Here is a 19,919-nt window from a genome sequence, read left to right on the forward strand (position 1 = left end):
TTTCGCATACCACAAGACACTCCCGACATGAACACGCCCCAGTTGCATGCCGTCCGCGGCGAAATCCTGCACTTCATCGCCAACCCTGCCAGTGCCGGCGAGTCCGCCCTCGAACACTTCGCCGACGGCGTGCTGGTGCTGCGCGACGGCCACGTCGCCGAGCTCGGGCCAGCGCCGGAGCTGCTCGCCCGCCTGCCAGCCGAGCTGCCGCTGACCGACTACCGCGGCAAGCTGATCCTGCCCGGCTTCGTCGATACCCATATCCACTACGCCCAGACCGACATCATCGCCAGCCATGGCGAGCAGCTGCTGGCCTGGCTCGAGAAGTACACCTTCCCGGCCGAAGCACGCTTTGCCGACCCGGCACACGCGCGCAACGTCGCCAGCTTCTTCTGCGACGAACTGCTGCGCAACGGCACCACCACCGCACTCGCCTTCGCCACCGTGCACGCTGCCTCGGTGGACGCCTTGTTCGAGGCTGCGCTCGAGCGGCGCATGCGCATGATCTCGGGCAAGGTACTGATGGACCGCCACTGCCCCGACTTCCTGCGCGACACCGCGACGGGCGGGTACGCCGAGTCGAAGGCACTGATCGAGCGCTGGCATGGCCGCGACCGCCTGCAGTACGCGGTGACGCCGCGCTTCGCGGCCACCTCCTCGCCCGAGCAGATGACGCTCGCCGGCCGCCTTTACGCTGAGCATCCAGGGATCTATCTGCAGTCGCACGTGGCCGAGAACCAGGGCGAAGTCGCCTGGGTGGCCGGGCTCTATCCCGAGGCGCGCAGTTATCTCGACGTGTACGACCGCTACGGCCAGCTCGGCATGCGCTCGGTGTACGCGCACTGCATCTGGCTCGACGACACCGACCGCAGGCGGATGGCCGAGACGGGCGCGGCGATCAGCTTCTGTCCGACTTCGAACCTCTTCCTCGGCTCGGGTCTGTTCGATCTCGGGCGCGCCAACGAGCTTGGCCTGCGAGTGGGCCTGGGCACCGACGTCGGCGCCGGTACCAGCTTCTCGATGCTGCAGACCTTGAATGAGGCCTACAAGGTGCTGCAGCTCAAGGGCCAGAAGCTGTCTGCCGCAAGCGCTTTCCACCTCGCCACACTGGGCGGGGCGCACAGCCTTTATCTGGACGATCGCGTCGGCAACTTCCTGCCCGGGAAGGAGGCCGACTTCGTCGTCCTCGACCCGCAGGCCACACCGCTGCTGGCACGCCGCATGGCCTGCGCACGGAGCCTTGACGAGCGCCTTTTCGTGCTGATGATGCTGGGCGACGACCGCGCGGTGGCGGCAACCCACGTGATGGGCGAAGCGCGCTGGCAAAGGCCTGGGTGAGTCAGCGCCCGCCGTTGGCGCGGCGCGCGTTCCACAGCGACCACAGGCTGATCATCGCCAGCGCGCCGCCAATCAGCAGCATGCCGGCGAACTCGGCCGCGCTGGGGCGCTCGCCGAGTTCAATCCAGCCGGCGAGCACACCGATCATCGGGATCCCGAGCGCAGACAGGCCCGCCATCCCGGTCGACAGGTGCTGCAGGATGTACAGCCACAACAGCCAGGCCAGCCCGGTGGCAAACACGGCATTGAAGGCGAGCGCAGCGAAGAAGTACGGCGTCGGATCGATCGGCCTGGAGGGCAGCGCCAGCGCCACGATGCACAACGCCAGAGCCCCGAACAGCATCTGCCAAGCCGTGAGCGCAAGCAGGTCGAACTCACGCGCAAGTCGCATGCGCTTGGCAACGACCGCCGAAGCAGCCCACGTCAGACCGCCACCGACCGCAAGCAGGTTGCTGAAGGCACTGCCGCCCGCAGCCCAGGGTTCGAGTATCAGCACGAGGCCAAGGCCCGCGATCGCAATCGCCCCCCATTGCAGCCCGCGTACCCGCTCGCCCAGCGCCCACCACGCCATCGGAATCACCCAGAACGGCATGGTGTAGACCAGCACCGCGGTCTTGCCGGCGCCACCCGCCACCAGCGCCCACTGGATCAACGCAGTGAAGGCAGCGGTCTGCAGCACACCGAGCAGCATCACCTGGCGCGCCGCCACCAGGGTCATTGGCTTGCGCAGCACGACAAGCACCAGGAACAGGGTGGCAGCGCCGAGTACGGTGCGGATGGCCGAGAAATCGAAGGGATCAACGTACTGGATCACCTGCTTCATCACCACCCAGTTGTAGCCCCAGATCAGGGACAGCACCGCGAGCGCGCACAAGGCGAGCCGGGAGGTACGGGATGGCGATGAGGATGGGGCGGCAGCCTGTGTCGCGGGGGAAGACATGGGTACTCCAAAAGGAAAATGCCGCGGCGCCCCTGACGGGGAACCGCGGCGAAAAAAACAGCTGAGTGTCGACCGGGGAGCTCGGTGACGAGTATCAGTGCAAATTGATTATCCACCCTGCGCGCCCGCCCGACATATGGGCGGAGTGATACGCAGGATCAGCACACTAGCAAGAGGCTCAGGCTGCCTCCGCCACCGGCGCGGGGGCACGCATGCGCATCAGGCCAAGGTGCAGCACGGCGCCGAGGAGCGCGCCGAACAGCCAGGCAAAACCCGCCCACGAGGCGAGTGCCGGCGTCCACACCGAGGCCACCGAGAACAGCGATGCGACCGAGAAGGCAAACAGTGCGCGCTTGTTCCAACCCTTGTCGAAGTAGTACGTCGATCCCGGCTCGGCCGAGAACAGGTCCTGCACGTTGAGCCTCTGCTTGCGCACCAGGTAATAGTCGGCAACCACGATGCCGTACAGCGGCGCCAGCACTGCACCCAGCGTATCGACAAAGCCGGCGATGCCGATATGGCTGATCAAGGCCACCCACAAGCCACCGATGAAGAAGGAGATGACTGCGGTGATGATGCCACCGGTGCGTGCACTGATCTTCGCAGGGGCGAGGTTGGCGAGGCCGAAGGCCGCCGGGATGAAGTTCGCCACCAGGTTGATGCCGACGGTGGCAGCGAAGAAGGTGAGCGCAGCGATGATGGTCAGCGCCAGGTTGTCGACCTTGCCCACCATCTCGGCCGGGTTGGTGATCATCTCGCCGAACAGCACGGCGGTGCCGGCGGTGATGAAGAGCGCGAGGAAGGAGAACAGGGCCAGGCTCACCGGCAGGCCGAGGAAGTTGCCCCACTTCATCTGCGACTCGTTCTTCACGAAGCGCGAGAAGTCGCCGTAGTTGATCACCACGGCGGCGAAGTAGGCGACCATGGTACCGACCACTGCGACGAAGGCCGCGACCGGGCCGCCCGGGTGCTCACCCTTGCCATCGAAGATGGTGCCCAGCTCGTTGAGCAGGCCGCCGCCGGCCTTGTACCAGATCACCCCCAGGAGCGCGATCATCACCAGGTAGACCAGCGGCCCCGCCCAGTTCAGGAACTTGGTGATCCAGTCGAAGCCGCGCAGGAAGAGTGCAAGCTGGAACACGCACACGACCGCGTAGGAGAACCAGTCCACCGCCGTCATGCCGAGGAAGGTCCCCCCACCCGGGTTGCCGAGCAGCGCATTGAACAGCAGCGCGAGCGCAGTCGATGCGAAGTAGGTCTGCACCCCGTACCAGAAGATGGCGACGATGCCGCGGATGAGTGCGGGGAAGTTGGCGCCATGCACGCCCATCGAGGCGCGTGCGATCACCGGGTACGGAATGCCGTACTTCACACCGGGCTTGCCGGTGAGGTTGACCAGCACATTGACGATGATGCCCGCGAGGATGATGCCGGCGAATACCGCCCAGCCATTGAGTCCGTAGGAGATGAACAGGGTCGCGGCCAGCGTGTAGCCGAACAGGCTCTGGATGTCGTTGGACCAGACGTTGAAGATCTCGAACCAGCCCCACTTGCGCTTGTCCGGCGGCAATGGCGCGAGATCCGAGTTGTACAGGCTGGGGTCCATATGCTGGATCTTGAGGTCGATCTTTTCGCTTTCCATGGGTGGCTCCATTGCCGCCGCGCGGCTTCTGGTTATGGGGGTCGGTACTACTTGCGGAAGCAAAAACCCCTCGCCCGCTCCGCAACGGACGATTCGTTGGGTATCAATGGTGTCGGATTCGCCTGACCCGCCGACCAGCGCCGCGCTCAGCCCCATCCTGTAGGAGCGGCGCCAGCCGCGAGGAGTTGAAGACGATGCGGCTGGGGGCCTGGCCAAAAAAGGCTCGCGGCTGGCGCCGCGCCTACGGGGAAACGCCAGGCGCGCCCCCGCCATGGGGCGGTGTGTTTCTACACGTCGCGTCGCTGCCAGGGATGGCGCTCGATCCAGTGGCGGGCGATGTCGACGCGGCGGCACACCCATACGCGGTCGTGCTTCTCGATGTGGTCGAGGAAGCGCTGCAGCGCACGGAAGCGGCCCGGGCGGCCGAGCAGGCGGCAGTGCATGCCGATGCTCATCATCGCCGGGCGCTCCTCGCCCTCGGCGTACATCACGTCGAAGGCGTCCTTCAGGTACTCGAAGAACTCGTCGCCGTGCGAGAAGCCCTGCGGCAGCGCGAAGCGCATGTCGTTGGTGTCGAGGGTGTAGGGCACAACGAGGTGCTGCACGGTGTCGCCGTTGGTCTTGCGCACCTCGGTCCAGAACGGCAGGTCGTCGCCGTAGTAGTCCGAGTCGTAAAGGAAGCCGCCGTAGTCGGCCACCAGGCGCCGGGTGTTCACCGAGTCGCGGCCGGTGTACCAGCCCAGCGCGCGCTCGCCGGTGAGGCGCTCGATGATCTCCATGCCGATCTTCATGTGCTCGCGCTCGATCTCCTCGGGCACGTTCTGGTAGTGGATCCAGCGCCAGCCGTGGCAGGCGATCTCGTGGCCCAGTTCCTTGAACGCGGCGGTGAGCTCGGGGTGGCGCTCGAGCGCCATCGACACCCCGAAGATCGTCATCGGCAGGCCGCGGCGCTCGAACTCGCGCAGGAAGCGCCACACGCCCACGCGCGAGCCGTACTCGTAGATGCCCTCCATCGACAGGTGGCGCTCGGGGTAGCTGGCGGCGTTGAACAGCTCGGACAGGAACTGCTCGCTGCCGGCGTCGCCGTGCAGCACGCAGTTCTCGCCGCCTTCCTCGTAGTTGAGCACGAACTGCACGGCGATGCGGGCGCGGCCCGGCCAGTCGGCATGCGGCGGGTTGCGGCCGTAGCCGACGAGGTCGCGGGGATAGTCAGTATTCGAGGTCATGACTGACTCAGTTCTGCAGGAAACGCTTGCAGGCGCCCCAGTGGTTCATCAGCAGCCAGTAGGTGAGGCCGGCCGGGATCAGGCTGGCGTACCAGGACACCGCGGAGAAGCTGAGCGCGACCGCCGCCCCCACCAGCGAGGCAACGATGCCCGCCCAGTTGACGCCGCGATAGGGGCCGTTCTCGTCATAAAGCTTGCCGAGATCGAGGTTGCGGCGGCGGATCAGGTAGTAATCCACCACCAGCACGGCGAAGATCGGGCCGAGGAAGGCGGAGTAGGTTTGCACGAAGACCTGCAAGCCGGCGGCGGACTCGTCCTTAACCAATTCCCAGGGGAAGGTGCCGAAGGCGAGCAGGCCGACGATGACGGCCGCGCTGCGGAACGAGAGCTTGAACACATCCATCAGCACGTAGGTCGGTGGTACGACGTTGTTGAGTACGTTGGTCGTAACCTGGGCGAAGGCGATGAAGAGCAGCGTGATGATGAGCAGCGGCTTGTTGTCCACCGCGCTCGAGAACACCTGGATCGGGTCGGCCACACCGGTGGCGCCCGACACCATCAGCCCGATCAGACCCATGAACAGCGTGCACGGCAGGATGGACATCGCATAGAGCGTTGTCAGCGGCCCGCGCCGGATGCCTTTCTCGAGTTCGCGCGAGTAATCACTGACGTTGAGCATCATGGTGCTGTAGATGCCCAGGAAGAGCATGGTCGCCCCCCAGAACGGCAGGCCCCAGGTGCCTTCGATGTTCACCAGGTTGGCACTGATCTCCTCGCCATACTTGTCGATGACGCTGAAGAACATGTAGGTGAGCGATACCAGGATGAAGCCGCTGCCGATGTTCTCCAGCCACTTGATACCCTGGAAGCCGAGCACCGACAGACCGATCTGCAGGATCTGGAAGATGATGAACCAGGCCACCAGGTTGTCGAAGCCGAACAGCGAGGCCGACACCAGGTTGAGCGCGCCCGCCCCGACCCAGCTCTGGAAACCGTACCAGACGATGGCCGGCACTGCCCGTACCAGCCCGGGGAAGCGCGTGCCGGCGAAACCGAAGGCCGTGCGGGCCTGGACCATGAAGGGGATGCCGTACTTGAGGCCGGCCGCGCCATTGAGGGTGAGTGCGATGCCGATCACGAAGCAGCCGATGGCGATCGCCATCGTCGCCTGCAACAGGTTGAGCGTACCGACCACGCTCGAGCCCATGGCAAAGGTGCCGATCGACACGCAGCCGCCGAACCAGGCGAGCAGATACGACCACTTGCCCATGATTCGAGTCTGCTGGGGCGCGAGCGACTCCTCGCCAAGGGCTTTTGAGTGAGTCTCGTGATGGGGCTGCGCGCCGGTACGTCCTGTACCGGCAGTGCCGGCCAGGGTGACGTCATGTGCCTTGCTTGTCATTTCGTTTGCTCCTCCAGGGGTGCTGGACCGGCGGTTCGGCGACCGCTCGATGGTTTGGGCTCCGGGCACTGCCGCCCGGCGGGGAAATGAAGCGCTTGTCCTGCTTGGGGTGGGGGGTTGGGGTTGGGGGGGGGTTGGGGGCGGCCAGTAAGTCCGGGGTGGTGGACGCTCAGCTGCCGAGGTAGTCGAAGCGGCCGGTGAAGGTCTTCGCGCGCGGGAAGGCGAGATCGCCATGCTTGCTGGTCCCCAGGCGCAGGCTCACCAGCGACTCGGCCAGTTTCACGGCAGCAGTCACGCCTTCGACGATCGGCAGGCCGACGGCCTCGCGAATCTCGTCGGTGAGGTCTGCCATGCCGCCACACCCGAGCACGATCGCGCCGATGCCATCCTCGGTCTTGGCACGACGGCATTCGTCAATGATTCGGCCGAGCGCGCAGGCGCCGTCGTCCTCCAGGTCGAGCACGGGGATCTCGGCCGCACGCACCTTGCGGCAGTGGTGAGCAAAGCCGTAGTTCTGCAGCAAGTGCTCGGCGATGGTGCAGGTGCGTCCGAGCGTGGTGACCACCGAGAAGCGCGTACTGATGAGCGTGGCGAGATGAAAGGCGGCCTCGGCAATGCCGATCACCGGCGCGGTGGTGAGCTCGCGTGCGGCAAGCAGGCCCGGGTCGCCGAAACAGGCGATCACATAGGCGTCTACACGCTCGCCCCCATCCGTGCCCTCCCGTTCACCGCGACGGATCTCGTCCAGCACGCCCAGCGCACTGACGGCCTCGTCGAAGTGACTCTCGATCGAGACGGGACCGGCATCCGGATTGGTGGCCGAGACCTGGGTACCGGCTGCGGCGACGCGCGCCCCAGCCACGCCGATCTTGGCGGTCATCGACGCAGTGGTGTTGGGGTTGATGAGCCTGATGTGCATGGTGTCCTCTCGATTCTTCATGCTGTGATGCGTACCGACATCCTGAACGCTGCCGTTACAAAAACATTAATCGTCTTTTGTACACAAAACAAATAGTTTTTTGTGTTCATTTAAACATTTGATGAAGCCATCGCAACGACACCGGCAGACGCCCCCCTATGGCTGCAGCCGCGCCTCAGGAAAGGTCTTGCTCGCTGCGACACGGAAACGGCGATATCGCGAGGGATTCCGCCCGCCCCTCGGCCTCATTCTTGAACGCTTATTGGGCGGATCAGCGCGCTGATATGAGGCAGAACCACTCAAAAGTCGATTCAAAATGTTTTGTATACGATTCTTTTTGTCTTCGCATACAATTTTTGAGAACCTCTCTCCTCACACTCAACCAGGAGCCCCCCATGGCCAGCCACACTCCCGGCGCCCCCGTCTTCGCCCCCCCTGCCGAGTTGCCCGACTGGGCGCTGCGCTCGGTCGACCTCGCCAACCCGCGCCTGGGCGCCAAGGCAATCGCCGCCTCCGACGACTTCTTCGCCGAGGTCGCACGCATGCTCAACCCCGAGCCCGCACAGTTCGTCCCCGGCAAGTTCGACACCAACGGCAAGTGGATGGATGGCTGGGAGTCGCGCCGCAAGCGCGTCGCCGGGCACGACTGGGCACTCGTCAAACTCGGCGTCAAGGGCGTCATCCGCGGCTTCGACGTCGACACCTCTCACTTCACCGGCAACTACCCGCCCGCCGTCTCGATCGAGGCCTGCGTCTCCGACGCCGATGACGTGGCCGCGCTCCAGGCCGCGACCTGGACCGAGATCCTTCCGGCCACCCCGATGGGACCCAACAGCCATCACCTCCTCGAGTGCGCCAGCACCGCGGCCTGGACCCACCTGCGCGTGAACATGTATCCGGACGGCGGCATCGCGCGCCTGCGCGTCTATGGCCGCCCGGTGGGCTCGCTCGCGGCCAAGGCCGCCGCGGGCGAACTCGTCGATCTGGTGGCGATGGAAAATGGCGGCCGCGCCGTGTCGTGGAACGACGCCAGCTTCGGCTCTTCGGCCGCCGCGCTGTTGCTGCCGGGCCGTGGCATGAACATGGGCGATGGCTGGGAGACCCGCCGCCGCCGCGAACCGGGCAACGACTGGTGCGTGCTCGAGCTCGGCGCCCCCGGCACGGTCGAGCGCATCGAGGTCGACACCGCCTTCTTCAAGGGCAACTACCCCGATCGCTGCTCGATCCAGGCCGCCTATGTCACCGGCGGCACCGACCGCTCGATCACCACCCAGTCGATGTTCTGGCACACCCTGCTGCCCGAGCAGAAACTGGAGATGGATGCGATCCATACCTTCACGGAGCAGGTTGCCAAACTCGGGCCGATCACCCACGTGCGCTTGAACATCTTCCCCGACGGCGGCGTCTCGCGACTGCGCCTGTGGGGCAAGGTCGAGGCCAAATAAGAAGACCGGCGCTGCGCGGGCGCAGCCCTGCGCCCGGGCGCCCGACCAGCGTGTCGCCCCCTTCCTCACCCGAGAGCACACCATGACCGCGCACCCCGCCCTCCCCCTCGCCGTCGAGCCCCTCACCCACGAGGCCTTCGCACCCTTCGGCCAGCTCATCGAGGCCCGCGACGCCGCACCGCACTTCACCATCAACGCCGGCAACACCGAGCGCTACCACGACCTCGCTCGCATCGAGCCCGGGCCCGAGGGCCGCGTCATCGTCTCCATCTTCCGCGGACAGCCCCGCGCCCTGCCCTTCACCGTGAACATGATGGAGCGCCACCCGCTCGCCTCACAGGCCTTCATCCCCATGTCGGGCAAGCCCTATCTGGTCGTCGTCGCCCCCGCCGGCGCACCGCCCACCGCACAAGACCTGACAGTCTTCCTCGCCCGCGGCGACCAGGGCGTCAACTACGCCCCCGGCGTCTGGCACCACCCCCTGCTCGCACTCGACGAAATCTGCGACTTCATCGTCATCGACCGCAGCGGGCCAGGGCACAACTGCGACGAGATCCAGCTCGAGACCCCGGGCAGGATCGCAGCGCCGGGCTGAAGTCACACCTCGGGGCTGCCATGCGCCAGGACAGTGCGCAAGCCCCAGACCGCACACGAATGCGGTGCATGCACGCCACAGACAGGGCCGTGAGCACACCTATCAGCAAACCATCAAACAATCCCAACAAACTGTTTTTACTGATTATTTTTTGTATTCTTAAATCGATACAGCGATTTTTACAATCTGGCACGAGAGATGCTTAGAGAAGATCACCTCACCCACAGGAGATCTTCATGAAGCCTCTCGCCGCCCTCCGCGCCCCGCGCGCACTGCGCCACACGGTCCTTGGCGCAGGCCTGCTGTCTGCGCTCGCCATCGGCGCCACCCTACCTTCGACTGCACTCGCCCAGGGTACCGTGCGCATCGGCATGACCGCCTCCGACATTCCGCTCACCTCGGGCGCACCCAACTCCGGCTTCGAGGGCGTGCGCTTCACCGGCATGACGCTCTACGACGCACTGGTGAGCTGGGACCTGTCGAGCGCCGACCGCGCCGCGCCGCTGGTGCCGCAGCTCGCCACCGAATGGAGCGTGTCGAAGGAGGATCCGCGCAAGTGGACCTTCAAGCTGCGCGAGGGCGTGCGCTTCCACGACGGCTCGACCTTCAACGCCGACGCGGTGGTGTTCAACTTCGCCAAGGTCTTCGACCAGACCGCGCCGCAGTTCGATGCCAAGCAGGCCGCACAGGTCGTCGCTCGCCTGCCGGCCTACGAGAGCATCCGCAAGGTGGATGACTACACGGTGGAGATCACCACCAAGACGCCGAACGCGATGCTGCTCAACCAGCTGCCCTTCATGTTCTTCTCCAGCCCGGCGCAGTGGGAGAAGCTCGGCCGTGACTGGAATGCCTTCGAGACCCAGCCCTCGGGCACCGGCCCGTTCAAGCTCGAGAGCCTGACCCCGCGCGAACGTGCGGTGCTGGTCCCCAATACCGACTACTGGAACCCGGCGCGCCGCGCCAAGGCCGACCGCCTGGTGCTGATCCCCATCCCCGAGGGCAACACCCGTGCCAATGCCCTGCTGTCGCGTCAGGTGGATTGGGTGGAGAACCCGCCGGCCGACATGCTGCCGATGCTCGGCAGCCGCGGCTTCACCGTCACCAGCAACGGCTATCCGCACATCTGGCCGTGGCAGTTCAGCTTCGCCGAGGGCTCGCCCTGGCTCGACAAGCGCGTACGCCAGGCCGCCAACCTGGCGGTCGACCGCGAGGCGATTCGCCAGCTCCTCGGCGGCAACATGGTGCCGGCGCAGGGCCTGCTGCTGCCGGACGACCCGGCCTTCGGCAAGCCCGCCTTCGAGATCCGCCACGACCCCGCGGCTGCCAGGGCCCTGCTCGCCGAAGCCGGCTACGGCCCGGACAAGCCGCTGCGCGCCAAGGTGCTGATCTCGGCCTCGGGCTCGGGGCAGATGCAGCCGCTGCCGATGAACGAGCTGATCCAGCAGCAGTTGAAGGCGGTTGGCATCGAGGTCGAGTTCGAGGTGCTGGTGTGGGAGACCCTGTTCAACAACTGGCGCCAGGGTGCCAAGGACCCGGCCTCGCTCGGCGCCCACGCCACCAACATCACCTTCGCCACCCACGACCCCTTCGCCGCGATCATCCGCTTCATGGACAGCCGCAACGTGGCGCCGGTGTCGCTGAACTGGGGCTACTACGCCAACCCGAAGGTCGACACCCTGATCGGTGAGCTGCAGACCGCCTTCGACCCCGCGGAGAACCGCCGCGTCTATACCGCGCTGCACGAAACCCTGGTCGAGGATGCGCCCTTCCTGTTCGTCGGCCATGACGTCGGTCCGCGCGCGATGAGCAGCCGCGTGCAGGGCTTCGTGCAGGCCAAGAGCTGGTTCCAGGACCTCACCCCGGTCCACATGAAGCCGTGATCCGACACCGGCGGCGGTGTGCGCTAGGCACGCCCCGCCGGCCATCCACCGGCCGCGCCTGAGCGCCCCTGCTCGAAAGGGGGGGGGGCGTACGCCGGCCGCTTCCCGGACTGGAGGGCAAGCATGTTCGCATTCATCTTCAAGCGCATCCTGTATGCGATTCCGATTGCACTCGCGGTGGCCGCAGTGTGTTTCTCGCTGGTCCACCTCGCCCCTGGCGACCCGCTGACGGCGGTGATCCCCGCCGACGCGCCGGCCGAGGTGGTGGCCGCGATCAAGCAGGCCTACGGCATGGACCGCCCGCTGGTGGTGCAGTTCGGGGCCTGGGTGCAGCGCGCGCTGCAGGGCGACCTCGGCCTGTCGGTGGCCACCGGACGCCCGGTGATGGGTGACATCGCGCTCGCCCTCGGCAATACCCTGCTGCTGGCAGTCGCCGCGGCAGTGATCGGCTTTGGCGGCGGCATCGTGCTCGGCACGCTGGCCGCCTTCTTCAACGGGCGCTGTATCGACAAGCTCGCCACCGCAATCGCGATCACCGGCGTATCGGTGCCGCACTACTGGCTCGGCCTGGTGCTGGTGATCGTGTTCTCGGTGCAGCTCGACTGGCTACCCTCGATGGGCGCGGGCGCGGATGGCTCGGGCGAATGGCGCTGGGACTGGGCCCACCTGCAGTACCTGGTGCTGCCGGCGGTGACGATGTGCTTCATCCCCATGGGCATCGTCACCCGCACCGTGCGCGCCACGGTGGCCGAGATCCTCAACGCCGAGTTCGTCAGCGCACTGCGCGCGCGCGGCCTGGGCGCGCTGGCCATCACCCGCCACGTGGCCAAGAACGCCGCCCCCACCGTGCTGTCCGTGATGGGCCTGCAGTTCGGCTACCTGCTGGGCGGCTCGATCCTGGTGGAGACGGTGTTCTCCTGGCCGGGCACCGGCTTTCTGCTCAACACCGCGATCTTCCAGCGCGACATCCCGCTGCTGCAGGGCATCATCCTGGTGCTGGCGATGTTCTTCGTCGCGCTCAACCTGCTGGTGGATGTCGTGCAGACCCTGCTCGACCCGCGCATCAAGAGGAGCTGAACGATGACGAACGCGTCTTCCACCACGGCCGCCGCCGCTGCGGCCCAGGCCACGGTCGTGGCGCCGCTGCGCTCGCGCGGCTACTGGGCCACGGTGTGGTTGCGCCTGCGCCGCGACAAGGTGTCGATGGGCTGCGCCGGGCTGCTGCTGGGCCTGATGCTGATGGCGCTGCTGGCACCCTGGCTGGCCCCGCACGACCCCGCGCAAGGGGTGATGAGCCAGCGCCTGGCGCCGATCGGCACCCCCGGACACTGGCTGGGCACCGACGAGCTGGGCCGCGACATGCTGTCGCGCCTGATGCACGGCGGCCGCATGAGCCTGGTGATGGGGCTGCTGCCCGTGTTCATCGCCTTCGTCGTCGGCACCGGCCTGGGCGTGGTGGCCGGCTTCTTCGGCGGCTGGCTCAACAGCGTGATCATGCGCACGACCGACGTCTTCTTCGCCTTCCCGGCGGTGCTGCTGGCGATCGCGATCTCGGGTGCGCTCGGCGCCGGCTTCGCCAACGCGATCATCTCGCTGACCCTGGTGTTCATCCCACCGATCGCGCGCGTGGCCGAGAGCATCACCACCTCGGTGCGCAACCTCGACTTCGTCGACGCGGCACGCGCGACCGGCGCCGGCGCATTCACGCTGATCCGCGTGCATGTGCTGGGCAACGTGCTCGGCCCGGTGTTCATCTACGCCACCAGCCTGGTATCGGTATGCATGATCCTCGCCGCCGGCCTGAGCTTCCTCGGCCTGGGCGTGAAGCCACCGGTACCGGAGTGGGGCCTGATGCTCAACACCCTGCGCCAGTCCATCTACCTGCAGCCCTGGATCTCGGTGCTGCCTGGCCTGATGATCTTCATCACCTCGCTGTGCTTCAACCTGCTCTCGGACGGGCTGCGCAGCGCCATGGACATCAAGCGGTGAACGCCATGAACACTCCAACCCCCTCCGCCCCCCTGCTCCAGGTCCTGGACCTGAAGAAGCACTTCCCCGCCGGGCGCGACTTCTTCGGCCGCCCGCGCCAGTGGGTGCGCGCCGTCGAGGGCGTCAGCTTCGACGTCCATCGCGGGCGCACGCTGGGCATCGTCGGCGAATCGGGCTGCGGCAAATCCACCACCGCGCGCCTGCTGATGCACCTCATCGAGCCCGACGAAGGCCGCATCCGCATCCGCGGCCAGGCGTTCGGCCACGGCGTCGGCCGCCACCCGCTGACGGCGCTGCGCAAGCACATGCAGATGGTGTTCCAGGACTCCTACGCCTCGCTCAACCCGCGCCTGACCATCGAGGACAGCATCGCCTTCGGGCCGCAGATCCACGGTGTCGCCACCAATGCCGCACGGGCGCTGGCGCGCGACCTGCTCGACCGCGTCGGCCTCAAGCCGGACGTGTTCATCCGTCGCTACCCGCACGAGCTCTCGGGCGGCCAGCGCCAACGGGTGAACATCGCGCGCGCGCTGGCGATCCGGCCGGAGATCGTCATCCTCGACGAGGCCGTGTCGGCACTCGACAAATCGGTGCAGGCCCAGGTGCTGAACTTGCTCGCCGAGCTCAAGCGCGAGTTCGACCTCACCTACCTGTTCATCTCGCACGACCTCAACGTGGTGCAGTACGTCAGCGACGAGGTGATGGTGATGTACCTCGGCCAAGTGGTCGAATCCGGCCCGGTGGCCGAGCTCTACGCGCACCCGCTGCACCCTTACACGCGCGCCCTGCTCGAATCGGTGCCGGCGCAGACGCCGGGCGAGCGCCGCCAGCATGCGGTGCTCGAAGGCGATCCGCCCAACCCGATCGCGCCGCCCACGGGCTGTCGCTTCCACCCGCGCTGCCCGCATGCCGAGCCGGTGTGCGCACAGCAGGTGCCCGCGCTGCGCCGGGTCACCGGCCAGCAGGTCGCCGCCTGCCATCGCCTGCAGCCGGACTCCGGCTACAGCCGCGTGATCACCCTCGAGGAGCTGCCCGCATGAGCCACCCAATGGTTGAAGTCCGTGACCTGCGTGTCACCTTCCGCAGCGAGGAAGGGCCGATCTATGCCGTCGACGGCGTGGATCTGGACCTGGCGCCCGGCGAGACGCTCGCCCTGCTCGGCGAGTCGGGCTGCGGCAAGAGCGTGACGATGAAGTCGCTGATGCGGCTGCACCCGGCGCACAAGACCCGCATCGAGGGCAGCATCCGCATAGCCGGCGAGGACGTGCTGGCGATGAGCGCCGGCGCGCTGTCGCGCCTGCGCGGCAAGACGGTGGCGATGGTGTTCCAGGAGCCGATGCTCGCCTTCGACCCGGTGTTCACGATCGGCGAACAGATCTGCGAGGCAGTACGCCGTCACGAGGGCTGCAGCCGGGCCGATGCCCGCGCCCGCGCGCTGGAGATGCTCGAGCGCGTGCAGATCCCTTCGGCGCGCAAGCGCCTGGACGCCTATCCGCACGAGATGAGCGGGGGCATGCGCCAGCGCGCGATGATCGCGCTCGCGCTGTCGTGCCGGCCAAAGGTGCTGCTCGCCGACGAGCCGACCACCGCGCTCGACGCCACGGTGCAGATCCAGGTACTCCTGCTGCTCAAGGAACTGCAGCGCGAGATGGGCATGAGCATGATCTTCGTCACCCACGACGTCGGCGTCGCCATCGAGGTCGCCGACCGCACGGCCGTGATGTACGCCGGACGCGTCATCGAGCAGGGGCCGATCGACACCGTCATGCGCGCGCCCTGGCACCCCTACACCCAGGGCCTGCTGGCGGCGACGGTGCATCCGGGCATGGACCGCCGCCAGGCGCTGAACGCGATCCCCGGCTCACCCCCGCAGCTGACGCGGCGCATTCCCGAATGTGCATTCGCACCGCGCTGCACTCTCGCGAGTGCGAGCTGCCACGATCCGCTGCCCCCTGCACGTATGGACGGCGACCGCCTGCTGCGTTGCATACAGCCGGCAAGCGCTCGCTGAGAGGCGTGCACAAACTATTTGTGCGCAATCGGCATGAGATCCTCACCTTATCCGTTTACGTCGCGCGCAGAGCCCACGAAAATGAGGGTTGTGCGATAAACCCAGTGTTGCCACATGCCCACAACCCGCCCGGCCCGCCCCCGCAAGTCGCCCGAGACACCCGTCGTCCTTGCCGACGAGGCATCCGAACGCCGGCGCGCACCACGCGCCCGCGATGCCGGGGGCACTTCGGCTGCGCCAGCCCTCGACAACCAGAGCATCTACGACCTGATGTTCGAGGCCATCGCGCACCGCAAGCTGCCCCCCGCCACCAAGCTGTCGGAGGAGCGTCTTTGCCGGGTGTTCGGTGTCAGCCGCACGCGACTGCGCGAGATCTTCTTCCGTCTTGCGCAGGACCGCATCATCACCCTCAAGCCCAATCACGGCGCCTATGTCGCGAGTCCGAGCGCACGCGAGACCAGCGAGGTCTTCGCCGCGCGGCGCGCGATCGAGACTGCGGTGGTCGAGACCCTTGCCCAGGGAATCACGCCCGAGGCGCTCGAGCGCCTTGAGGCGCATCTCGCCCAGGAGGGTGCCGCACGCCTGGCGCATGACCACGCCGCCCTTACCCGGCTGACCGGGGATTTCCACCTGCTGCTGGCCGAGCTCACGGGCAACAGCCTGTTCATCGACATCACCCGTCGCCTGGTTGCGCTCAGCAGCCTGATCATCTCGCTGTACGACTCCCCGGACGCCAGCGCCTGCAAGGACCACGAGCACCTCGACATCGTCGAGCACATCCGCCGGGGCGACGGCGAGGGCGCGCGCGAACAGTTGCTGGTGCACCTCAAGCATGTGGAGCAGACGCTGAGACTGGACGACGATGATGAGCACTTCGATCTCGAGTCGGTATTCGAGGCCTTGCTGAAGGCCTGAACAAGGGCAGATACGCAGTCGCTGATGTGCCTTATAGGCACGCGCGCACCCTGCCCCGGGAGCTCGGGCCTAAACTTCGCGTCCAGCGTCGCCGCGCACCGGCGACAACGGCCTTCGAAACCAACGCCCAAGCCTCATGCTCCTCGGCCTCTCACTGTTCTATGTCGGCGCAGTACTGATCCTGAACGGCCTGTGGATGCTCGAACGGATCGGTGATCGCGAGATCTCGATCATCAACCTGTTTACCGGCGGGCTGACGCTGCTGGTGGCCCTCAGGCTTGCCTTCGGTGCCGATGCCGACAGCGCTTCGATTCGGGCAGCTGCACTATCCCTGCTGTTTTCATTCACCTACCTGTGGGTCGCCTACAACCGCTTCACCGGTGCAGACGGGCGCGGCCTTGGATGGTTCAGCCTGTTCGTTGCGATCACAGCCGTACCGGTGGCGATCGATAGCCTGGGCCAGGCGGCGAGCGCCCGGGACTGGTGGCTCGGCCTGTCCTGGGCCGCGTGGGCGGTGTTGTGGCTGCTGTTCTTCCTGCTGCTCGCATTGCAGAAGCGGATCGTGCGCCTGACCGCCGCCGTCGCCATCGGCCAGGGGATATTCACGGGCTGGCTGCCGGGCTACCTGCTGCTGACCGGCACCCTGCACTAGGCGGCGCCCTTTCCGCTGCGCACGCCCCCTTCTGCTGCGCGCGGCGCCTCCCAGTAGCCCGGCGCGTTATAGATCGCCTTCAGGTGGTCGATGAATCGACGCACCTTCGCCGGCAAGTGGCGTTGCTGCGGATACACCGCCTGGATGTCGTAGCTGGGCACGGCAAACTCGTCGAGCACCGTGACCAGCTCACCGCGCTTGAGCTCGGCCTGGATCTCCCAGGTCGACCGCCAACCCACCCCGAGCCCCTGGCGAACCCAGTCGAACAGGAGCTCGCCGTCGTTGCAGGCCAGGTCGCCCTCGACCCGCACCGCAAACAGCTTGTCGTCGCGCTGGAAGGTCCACCCGCGCTGCTGGCCACCGGCAAGGTTGAAGGCCAGGCAGTTGTGACGGGCGAGATCCTCGGGTTGGCGCGGAATACCATGGCGTTCGAAGTAGTCCGGGGTGGCACATACCACCCGTCGGTTGGGGAACAGGCGTACCGCAACATAGTTGGGATCCGTGACCTCACCAATGCGGATCGCCATGTCGTAACCCTCCCGCACCAGGTCGACCAGGCTGTCGGTGAAGTTGAACGACATGCGCAGCTCCGGGTGCAAGGCCTTGAACGCCGTTGCATGCAGCGCCACGTGGCGACGGCCAAAGGCGGCAGGCGCGGAGACGACAAGGTGGCCCCGTACCACGTCGCGCCCCGCGCTGAGCGCGCGCTCGATCTCGTCGAACTCGCGCAGCAGGCTGCGGCCCTGGTCGACGAGCTGCTCGCCGAGCTCGGTGAGCGTGAGACCCCGCGTCGATCGGTGCATGAGCTTGACGCCAAGACGGCGCTCGAGCGCATCCAGGCGGCGTCCCATGACGACCGGCGTGACGCCCTCGACCAGTGCAGCCGCTGCAAAGCTGCCCTTCTCCGCCACCAGCACGAAGCTGCGGATTTCGGTATAGCGATCCATGTCTCCTCCAGATACTCGGACGCGGGGTGCTCAAGCCCCTGGCGGAACATACATTCGAGTCATGTTCACTTCGAATACAGCCCATAAAGGCCCGTAGATAGTGCGCGCGAGAACCCGTCAAAGCCCTCTGTCGATACTTTACATATCGACAGAACCGACCGCCAGCCCAATTCAGGCAGCTGGCGAAGGCTCGTATGCTTCAGCCATCGATTTCAACGACATCCACCCCAGGAGACGAAAATGGCCCGCATGAGAGCAGTCGATGCCGCAGCCGCGGTGATGCGCAAGGAAGGCGTGAGCACGGTGTTCGGCGTGCCCGGCGCCGCGATCAACCCGCTTTACTCGGCGATGAAGAAGAATGGCGGCTTCCAGCACATCCTCGGTCGCCACGTCGAGGGCGCCTCGCACATGGCCGAAGGCTACACCCGCGCCAATCCGGGCAACATCGGCGTGTGCATCGGCACCTCGGGCCCGGCCGGCACCGACATGATCACCGGGCTGTACTCGGCCTCGGCAGACTCCATCCCCATCCTGTGCATCACCGGCCAGGCGCCGCGCGCCCGCCTGTACAAGGAAGACTTCCAGGCGGTCGATATCGAGTCGATCGCCAAGCCGGTGACCAAGTGGGCCGTGACGGTGCGCGAGCCGGCGCTGGTTCCGCGCGTGTTCCAGCAGGCCTTCCACATCATGCGCTCGGGCCGTCCCGGCCCGGTGCTGATCGATCTGCCCTTCGACGTGCAGATGGCCGAGATCGAGTTCGACATCGACACCTACGAGCCACTGCCCGCCTACAAGCCCGCCGCCACTCGCGCCCAGGCCGAGAAGGCGATGGCCATGCTCAACGCCGCCGCACGCCCGCTGATCGTCGCCGGTGGCGGCGTGATCAACGCCAACGCCGCCGACAAGCTGCAGGCGTTCGCCGAGCTCACCGGCGTGCCGGTCATCCCGACCCTGATGGGCTGGGGCACGATCCCCGACGACCATCCGCTCATGGCCGGCATGGTGGGCCTGCAGACCGCACATCGCTACGGCAACGCCACCATGCTGGCGTCCGACTTCGTGTTCGGCATCGGCAACCGTTGGGCCAACCGCCACACCGGCTCGGTCGAGGTCTATACCGAGGGCCGCAAGTTCGTGCATGTGGACATCGAGCCGACCCAGATCGGTCGTGTCTTCGGGCCGGACTACGGCATCGTCTCGGACGCCGGCGCGGCACTCGACCGCCTGATCGAAGTGGCGCGCGAGATGAAGGCTGCTGGCCAGCTCCCCGACCGCAGCGCCTGGACCGCCGAATGTCAGCAGCGCAAGCGCACGATGCAGCGCAAGACGCATTTCGACAACACGCCGATGAAGCCGCAGCGCGTGTACGAGGAGATGAACCGCGTCTTCGGCCAGGACACCTGCTACGTCAGCACGATCGGCCTGTCGCAGATCGCCGCCGCGCAGTTCCTTCATGTCTACAAGCCGCGTAATTGGATCAACTGCGGCCAGGCCGGCCCACTCGGCTGGACCATCCCGGCCGCGCTCGGGGTGTGCGCAGCCGACCCGCAGCGCAAGGTTGTGGCGATCTCCGGCGACTACGACTTTCAGTTCATGATCGAGGAGCTGGCGGTCGGCGCACAGTTCAAGCTGCCCTACATCCACGTGCTGGTGAACAATGCCTACCTCGGCCTGATCCGTCAGTCGCAGCGCGGCTTCGACATGGATTACTGTGTGCAGCTCGCGTTCGAGAACATCAACGCACCGGAGACCGAAGGCTACGGCGTCGATCACGTGGGCGTGGTCGAGGGTCTGGGCTGCAAGGCGATCCGCGTGCGCACGCCGGAGGAGATCCAGCCCGCCTTCGCCAAGGCGCAGCAGTGGATGGAGACGTACCGCGTGCCGGTGGTGGTCGAGATCATCCTCGAGCGCGTCACCAACATTTCGATGGGTACCGAGATCAACGCCATCAACGAGTTCGAGGAACTCGCCGAGAAGGGCGCGGATGCGCCGACCGCGATCTCGATGCTCGACTGACC

At 66.5% G+C, this 19,919-nt stretch carries 17 protein-coding genes; 11 read left to right on the top strand and 6 right to left on the bottom strand.

The window, feature by feature from the left end; all coding sequences use genetic code 11:
• Positions 1-27: 27 nt before the first annotated feature.
• A complete protein-coding gene (gene guaD, locus LQF09_RS13890; protein ID WP_270068255.1) occupies positions 28-1,338 on the top strand; it encodes a guanine deaminase in 1,311 nt (436 codons plus the stop codon).
• Position 1,339: 1 nt separating this feature from the next.
• Here guaD and LQF09_RS13895 read toward each other — a convergent pair whose 3' ends face one another.
• The 5 genes from LQF09_RS13895 to LQF09_RS13915 all read right to left on the bottom strand — a co-directional run bounded on the left by LQF09_RS13895 (position 1,340) and on the right by LQF09_RS13915 (position 7,488).
• Entirely contained in the window at positions 1,340-2,278 is a 939-nt protein-coding gene (locus LQF09_RS13895; RefSeq protein ID WP_232433319.1) for a DMT family transporter, read from the bottom strand.
• A gap of 178 nt (positions 2,279-2,456) precedes the next feature.
• Positions 2,457-3,920, bottom strand: a complete 1,464-nt coding sequence (locus tag LQF09_RS13900) for an NCS1 family nucleobase:cation symporter-1 (protein WP_002933448.1) — start codon at positions 3,918-3,920, stop codon at positions 2,457-2,459.
• A 287-nt stretch (positions 3,921-4,207) separates the two neighbouring features.
• Positions 4,208-5,146 (bottom strand): allantoinase PuuE, encoded by a 939-nt coding sequence (gene puuE / locus LQF09_RS13905; protein ID WP_270068256.1) that lies wholly within the window; start codon positions 5,144-5,146, stop codon positions 4,208-4,210.
• Between the two features lie 7 nt (positions 5,147-5,153).
• Positions 5,154-6,548 carry an NCS1 family transporter gene (locus LQF09_RS13910; protein ID WP_232433198.1) on the bottom strand — a complete coding sequence of 465 codons (1,395 nt, stop codon included), beginning with the start codon at positions 6,546-6,548 and terminating at the stop codon, positions 5,154-5,156.
• A gap of 169 nt (positions 6,549-6,717) precedes the next feature.
• Entirely contained in the window at positions 6,718-7,488 is a 771-nt protein-coding gene (locus LQF09_RS13915) for an aspartate/glutamate racemase family protein (RefSeq protein WP_270068257.1), read from the bottom strand.
• Between the two features lie 374 nt (positions 7,489-7,862).
• Between LQF09_RS13915 and alc the strand changes: the two genes are divergently transcribed.
• The 9 genes from alc to LQF09_RS13960 all read left to right on the top strand — a co-directional run bounded on the left by alc (position 7,863) and on the right by LQF09_RS13960 (position 16,954).
• Complete coding sequence (alc, locus tag LQF09_RS13920) at positions 7,863-8,912, top strand: allantoicase (RefSeq protein ID WP_270068258.1); 1,050 nt, start codon at positions 7,863-7,865, stop codon at positions 8,910-8,912.
• 82 nt (positions 8,913-8,994) lie between these two features.
• Positions 8,995-9,507, top strand: a complete 513-nt coding sequence (locus tag LQF09_RS13925; protein ID WP_002924345.1) for an ureidoglycolate lyase — start codon at positions 8,995-8,997, stop codon at positions 9,505-9,507.
• A 236-nt stretch (positions 9,508-9,743) separates the two neighbouring features.
• Entirely contained in the window at positions 9,744-11,387 is a 1,644-nt protein-coding gene (locus LQF09_RS13930; RefSeq protein ID WP_270068259.1) for an ABC transporter substrate-binding protein, read from the top strand.
• A gap of 123 nt (positions 11,388-11,510) precedes the next feature.
• Entirely contained in the window at positions 11,511-12,464 is a 954-nt protein-coding gene (locus LQF09_RS13935) for an ABC transporter permease (RefSeq protein ID WP_270068260.1), read from the top strand.
• A gap of 3 nt (positions 12,465-12,467) precedes the next feature.
• Positions 12,468-13,376, top strand: coding sequence for an ABC transporter permease (locus LQF09_RS13940; RefSeq protein ID WP_270068261.1), 909 nt, complete (start codon positions 12,468-12,470; stop codon positions 13,374-13,376).
• Between the two features lie 5 nt (positions 13,377-13,381).
• On the top strand, positions 13,382-14,416 hold the full coding sequence (locus LQF09_RS13945; RefSeq protein ID WP_270068262.1) for an ABC transporter ATP-binding protein: 1,035 nt from the start codon (positions 13,382-13,384) through the stop codon (positions 14,414-14,416).
• Complete coding sequence (locus tag LQF09_RS13950) at positions 14,413-15,387, top strand: ABC transporter ATP-binding protein (protein WP_270068263.1); 975 nt, start codon at positions 14,413-14,415, stop codon at positions 15,385-15,387. Before LQF09_RS13945 ends, LQF09_RS13950 begins: the two co-directional genes overlap by 4 nt.
• Before the next feature lie 114 nt (positions 15,388-15,501).
• Positions 15,502-16,302, top strand: a complete 801-nt coding sequence (locus LQF09_RS13955; RefSeq protein WP_270068264.1) for a GntR family transcriptional regulator — start codon at positions 15,502-15,504, stop codon at positions 16,300-16,302.
• 136 nt (positions 16,303-16,438) lie between these two features.
• Complete coding sequence (locus LQF09_RS13960) at positions 16,439-16,954, top strand: AmiS/UreI family transporter (protein WP_002938162.1); 516 nt, start codon at positions 16,439-16,441, stop codon at positions 16,952-16,954.
• Here LQF09_RS13960 and LQF09_RS13965 read toward each other — a convergent pair.
• Positions 16,951-17,901 carry a LysR family transcriptional regulator gene (locus LQF09_RS13965; protein ID WP_270068265.1) on the bottom strand — a complete coding sequence of 317 codons (951 nt, stop codon included), beginning with the start codon at positions 17,899-17,901 and terminating at the stop codon, positions 16,951-16,953. The genes LQF09_RS13960 and LQF09_RS13965 overlap by 4 nt on opposite strands.
• Before the next feature lie 240 nt (positions 17,902-18,141).
• Here LQF09_RS13965 and gcl point away from each other — a divergent pair, with 240 nt between their 5' ends.
• Complete coding sequence (gene gcl, locus LQF09_RS13970; protein WP_002924363.1) at positions 18,142-19,917, top strand: glyoxylate carboligase; 1,776 nt, start codon at positions 18,142-18,144, stop codon at positions 19,915-19,917.
• Positions 19,918-19,919 lie beyond the last annotated feature (2 nt).

The organism is Thauera sp. WB-2 (assembly GCF_027594845.1).
GTDB lineage: Bacteria > Pseudomonadota > Gammaproteobacteria > Burkholderiales > Rhodocyclaceae > Thauera > Thauera mechernichensis.

Bases quoted from the DNA above. Each gene is read 5' to 3' on its own strand.
- LQF09_RS13960 (WP_002938162.1), top strand. From the start codon at position 16,439: ATGCTCCTCGGCCTCTCACTGTTCTATGTCGGCGCAGTACTGATCCTG.
- guaD (WP_270068255.1), top strand. From the start codon at position 28: ATGAACACGCCCCAGTTGCATGCCGTCCGCGGCGAAATCCTGCACTTC.
- LQF09_RS13915 (WP_270068257.1), bottom strand. From the start codon at position 7,488: ATGAAGAATCGAGAGGACACCATGCACATCAGGCTCATCAACCCCAAC.
- LQF09_RS13900 (WP_002933448.1), bottom strand. From the start codon at position 3,920: ATGGAAAGCGAAAAGATCGACCTCAAGATCCAGCATATGGACCCCAGC.
- LQF09_RS13930 (WP_270068259.1), top strand. From the start codon at position 9,744: ATGAAGCCTCTCGCCGCCCTCCGCGCCCCGCGCGCACTGCGCCACACG.
- LQF09_RS13910 (WP_232433198.1), bottom strand. From the start codon at position 6,548: ATGACAAGCAAGGCACATGACGTCACCCTGGCCGGCACTGCCGGTACA.
- LQF09_RS13935 (WP_270068260.1), top strand. From the start codon at position 11,511: ATGTTCGCATTCATCTTCAAGCGCATCCTGTATGCGATTCCGATTGCA.
- LQF09_RS13955 (WP_270068264.1), top strand. From the start codon at position 15,502: ATGCCCACAACCCGCCCGGCCCGCCCCCGCAAGTCGCCCGAGACACCC.
- LQF09_RS13945 (WP_270068262.1), top strand. From the start codon at position 13,382: ATGAACACTCCAACCCCCTCCGCCCCCCTGCTCCAGGTCCTGGACCTG.
- gcl (WP_002924363.1), top strand. From the start codon at position 18,142: ATGGCCCGCATGAGAGCAGTCGATGCCGCAGCCGCGGTGATGCGCAAG.
- puuE (WP_270068256.1), bottom strand. From the start codon at position 5,146: ATGACCTCGAATACTGACTATCCCCGCGACCTCGTCGGCTACGGCCGC.
- LQF09_RS13925 (WP_002924345.1), top strand. From the start codon at position 8,995: ATGACCGCGCACCCCGCCCTCCCCCTCGCCGTCGAGCCCCTCACCCAC.
- LQF09_RS13965 (WP_270068265.1), bottom strand. From the start codon at position 17,901: ATGGATCGCTATACCGAAATCCGCAGCTTCGTGCTGGTGGCGGAGAAG.
- LQF09_RS13950 (WP_270068263.1), top strand. From the start codon at position 14,413: ATGAGCCACCCAATGGTTGAAGTCCGTGACCTGCGTGTCACCTTCCGC.
- LQF09_RS13895 (WP_232433319.1), bottom strand. From the start codon at position 2,278: ATGTCTTCCCCCGCGACACAGGCTGCCGCCCCATCCTCATCGCCATCC.
- LQF09_RS13940 (WP_270068261.1), top strand. From the start codon at position 12,468: ATGACGAACGCGTCTTCCACCACGGCCGCCGCCGCTGCGGCCCAGGCC.
- alc (WP_270068258.1), top strand. From the start codon at position 7,863: ATGGCCAGCCACACTCCCGGCGCCCCCGTCTTCGCCCCCCCTGCCGAG.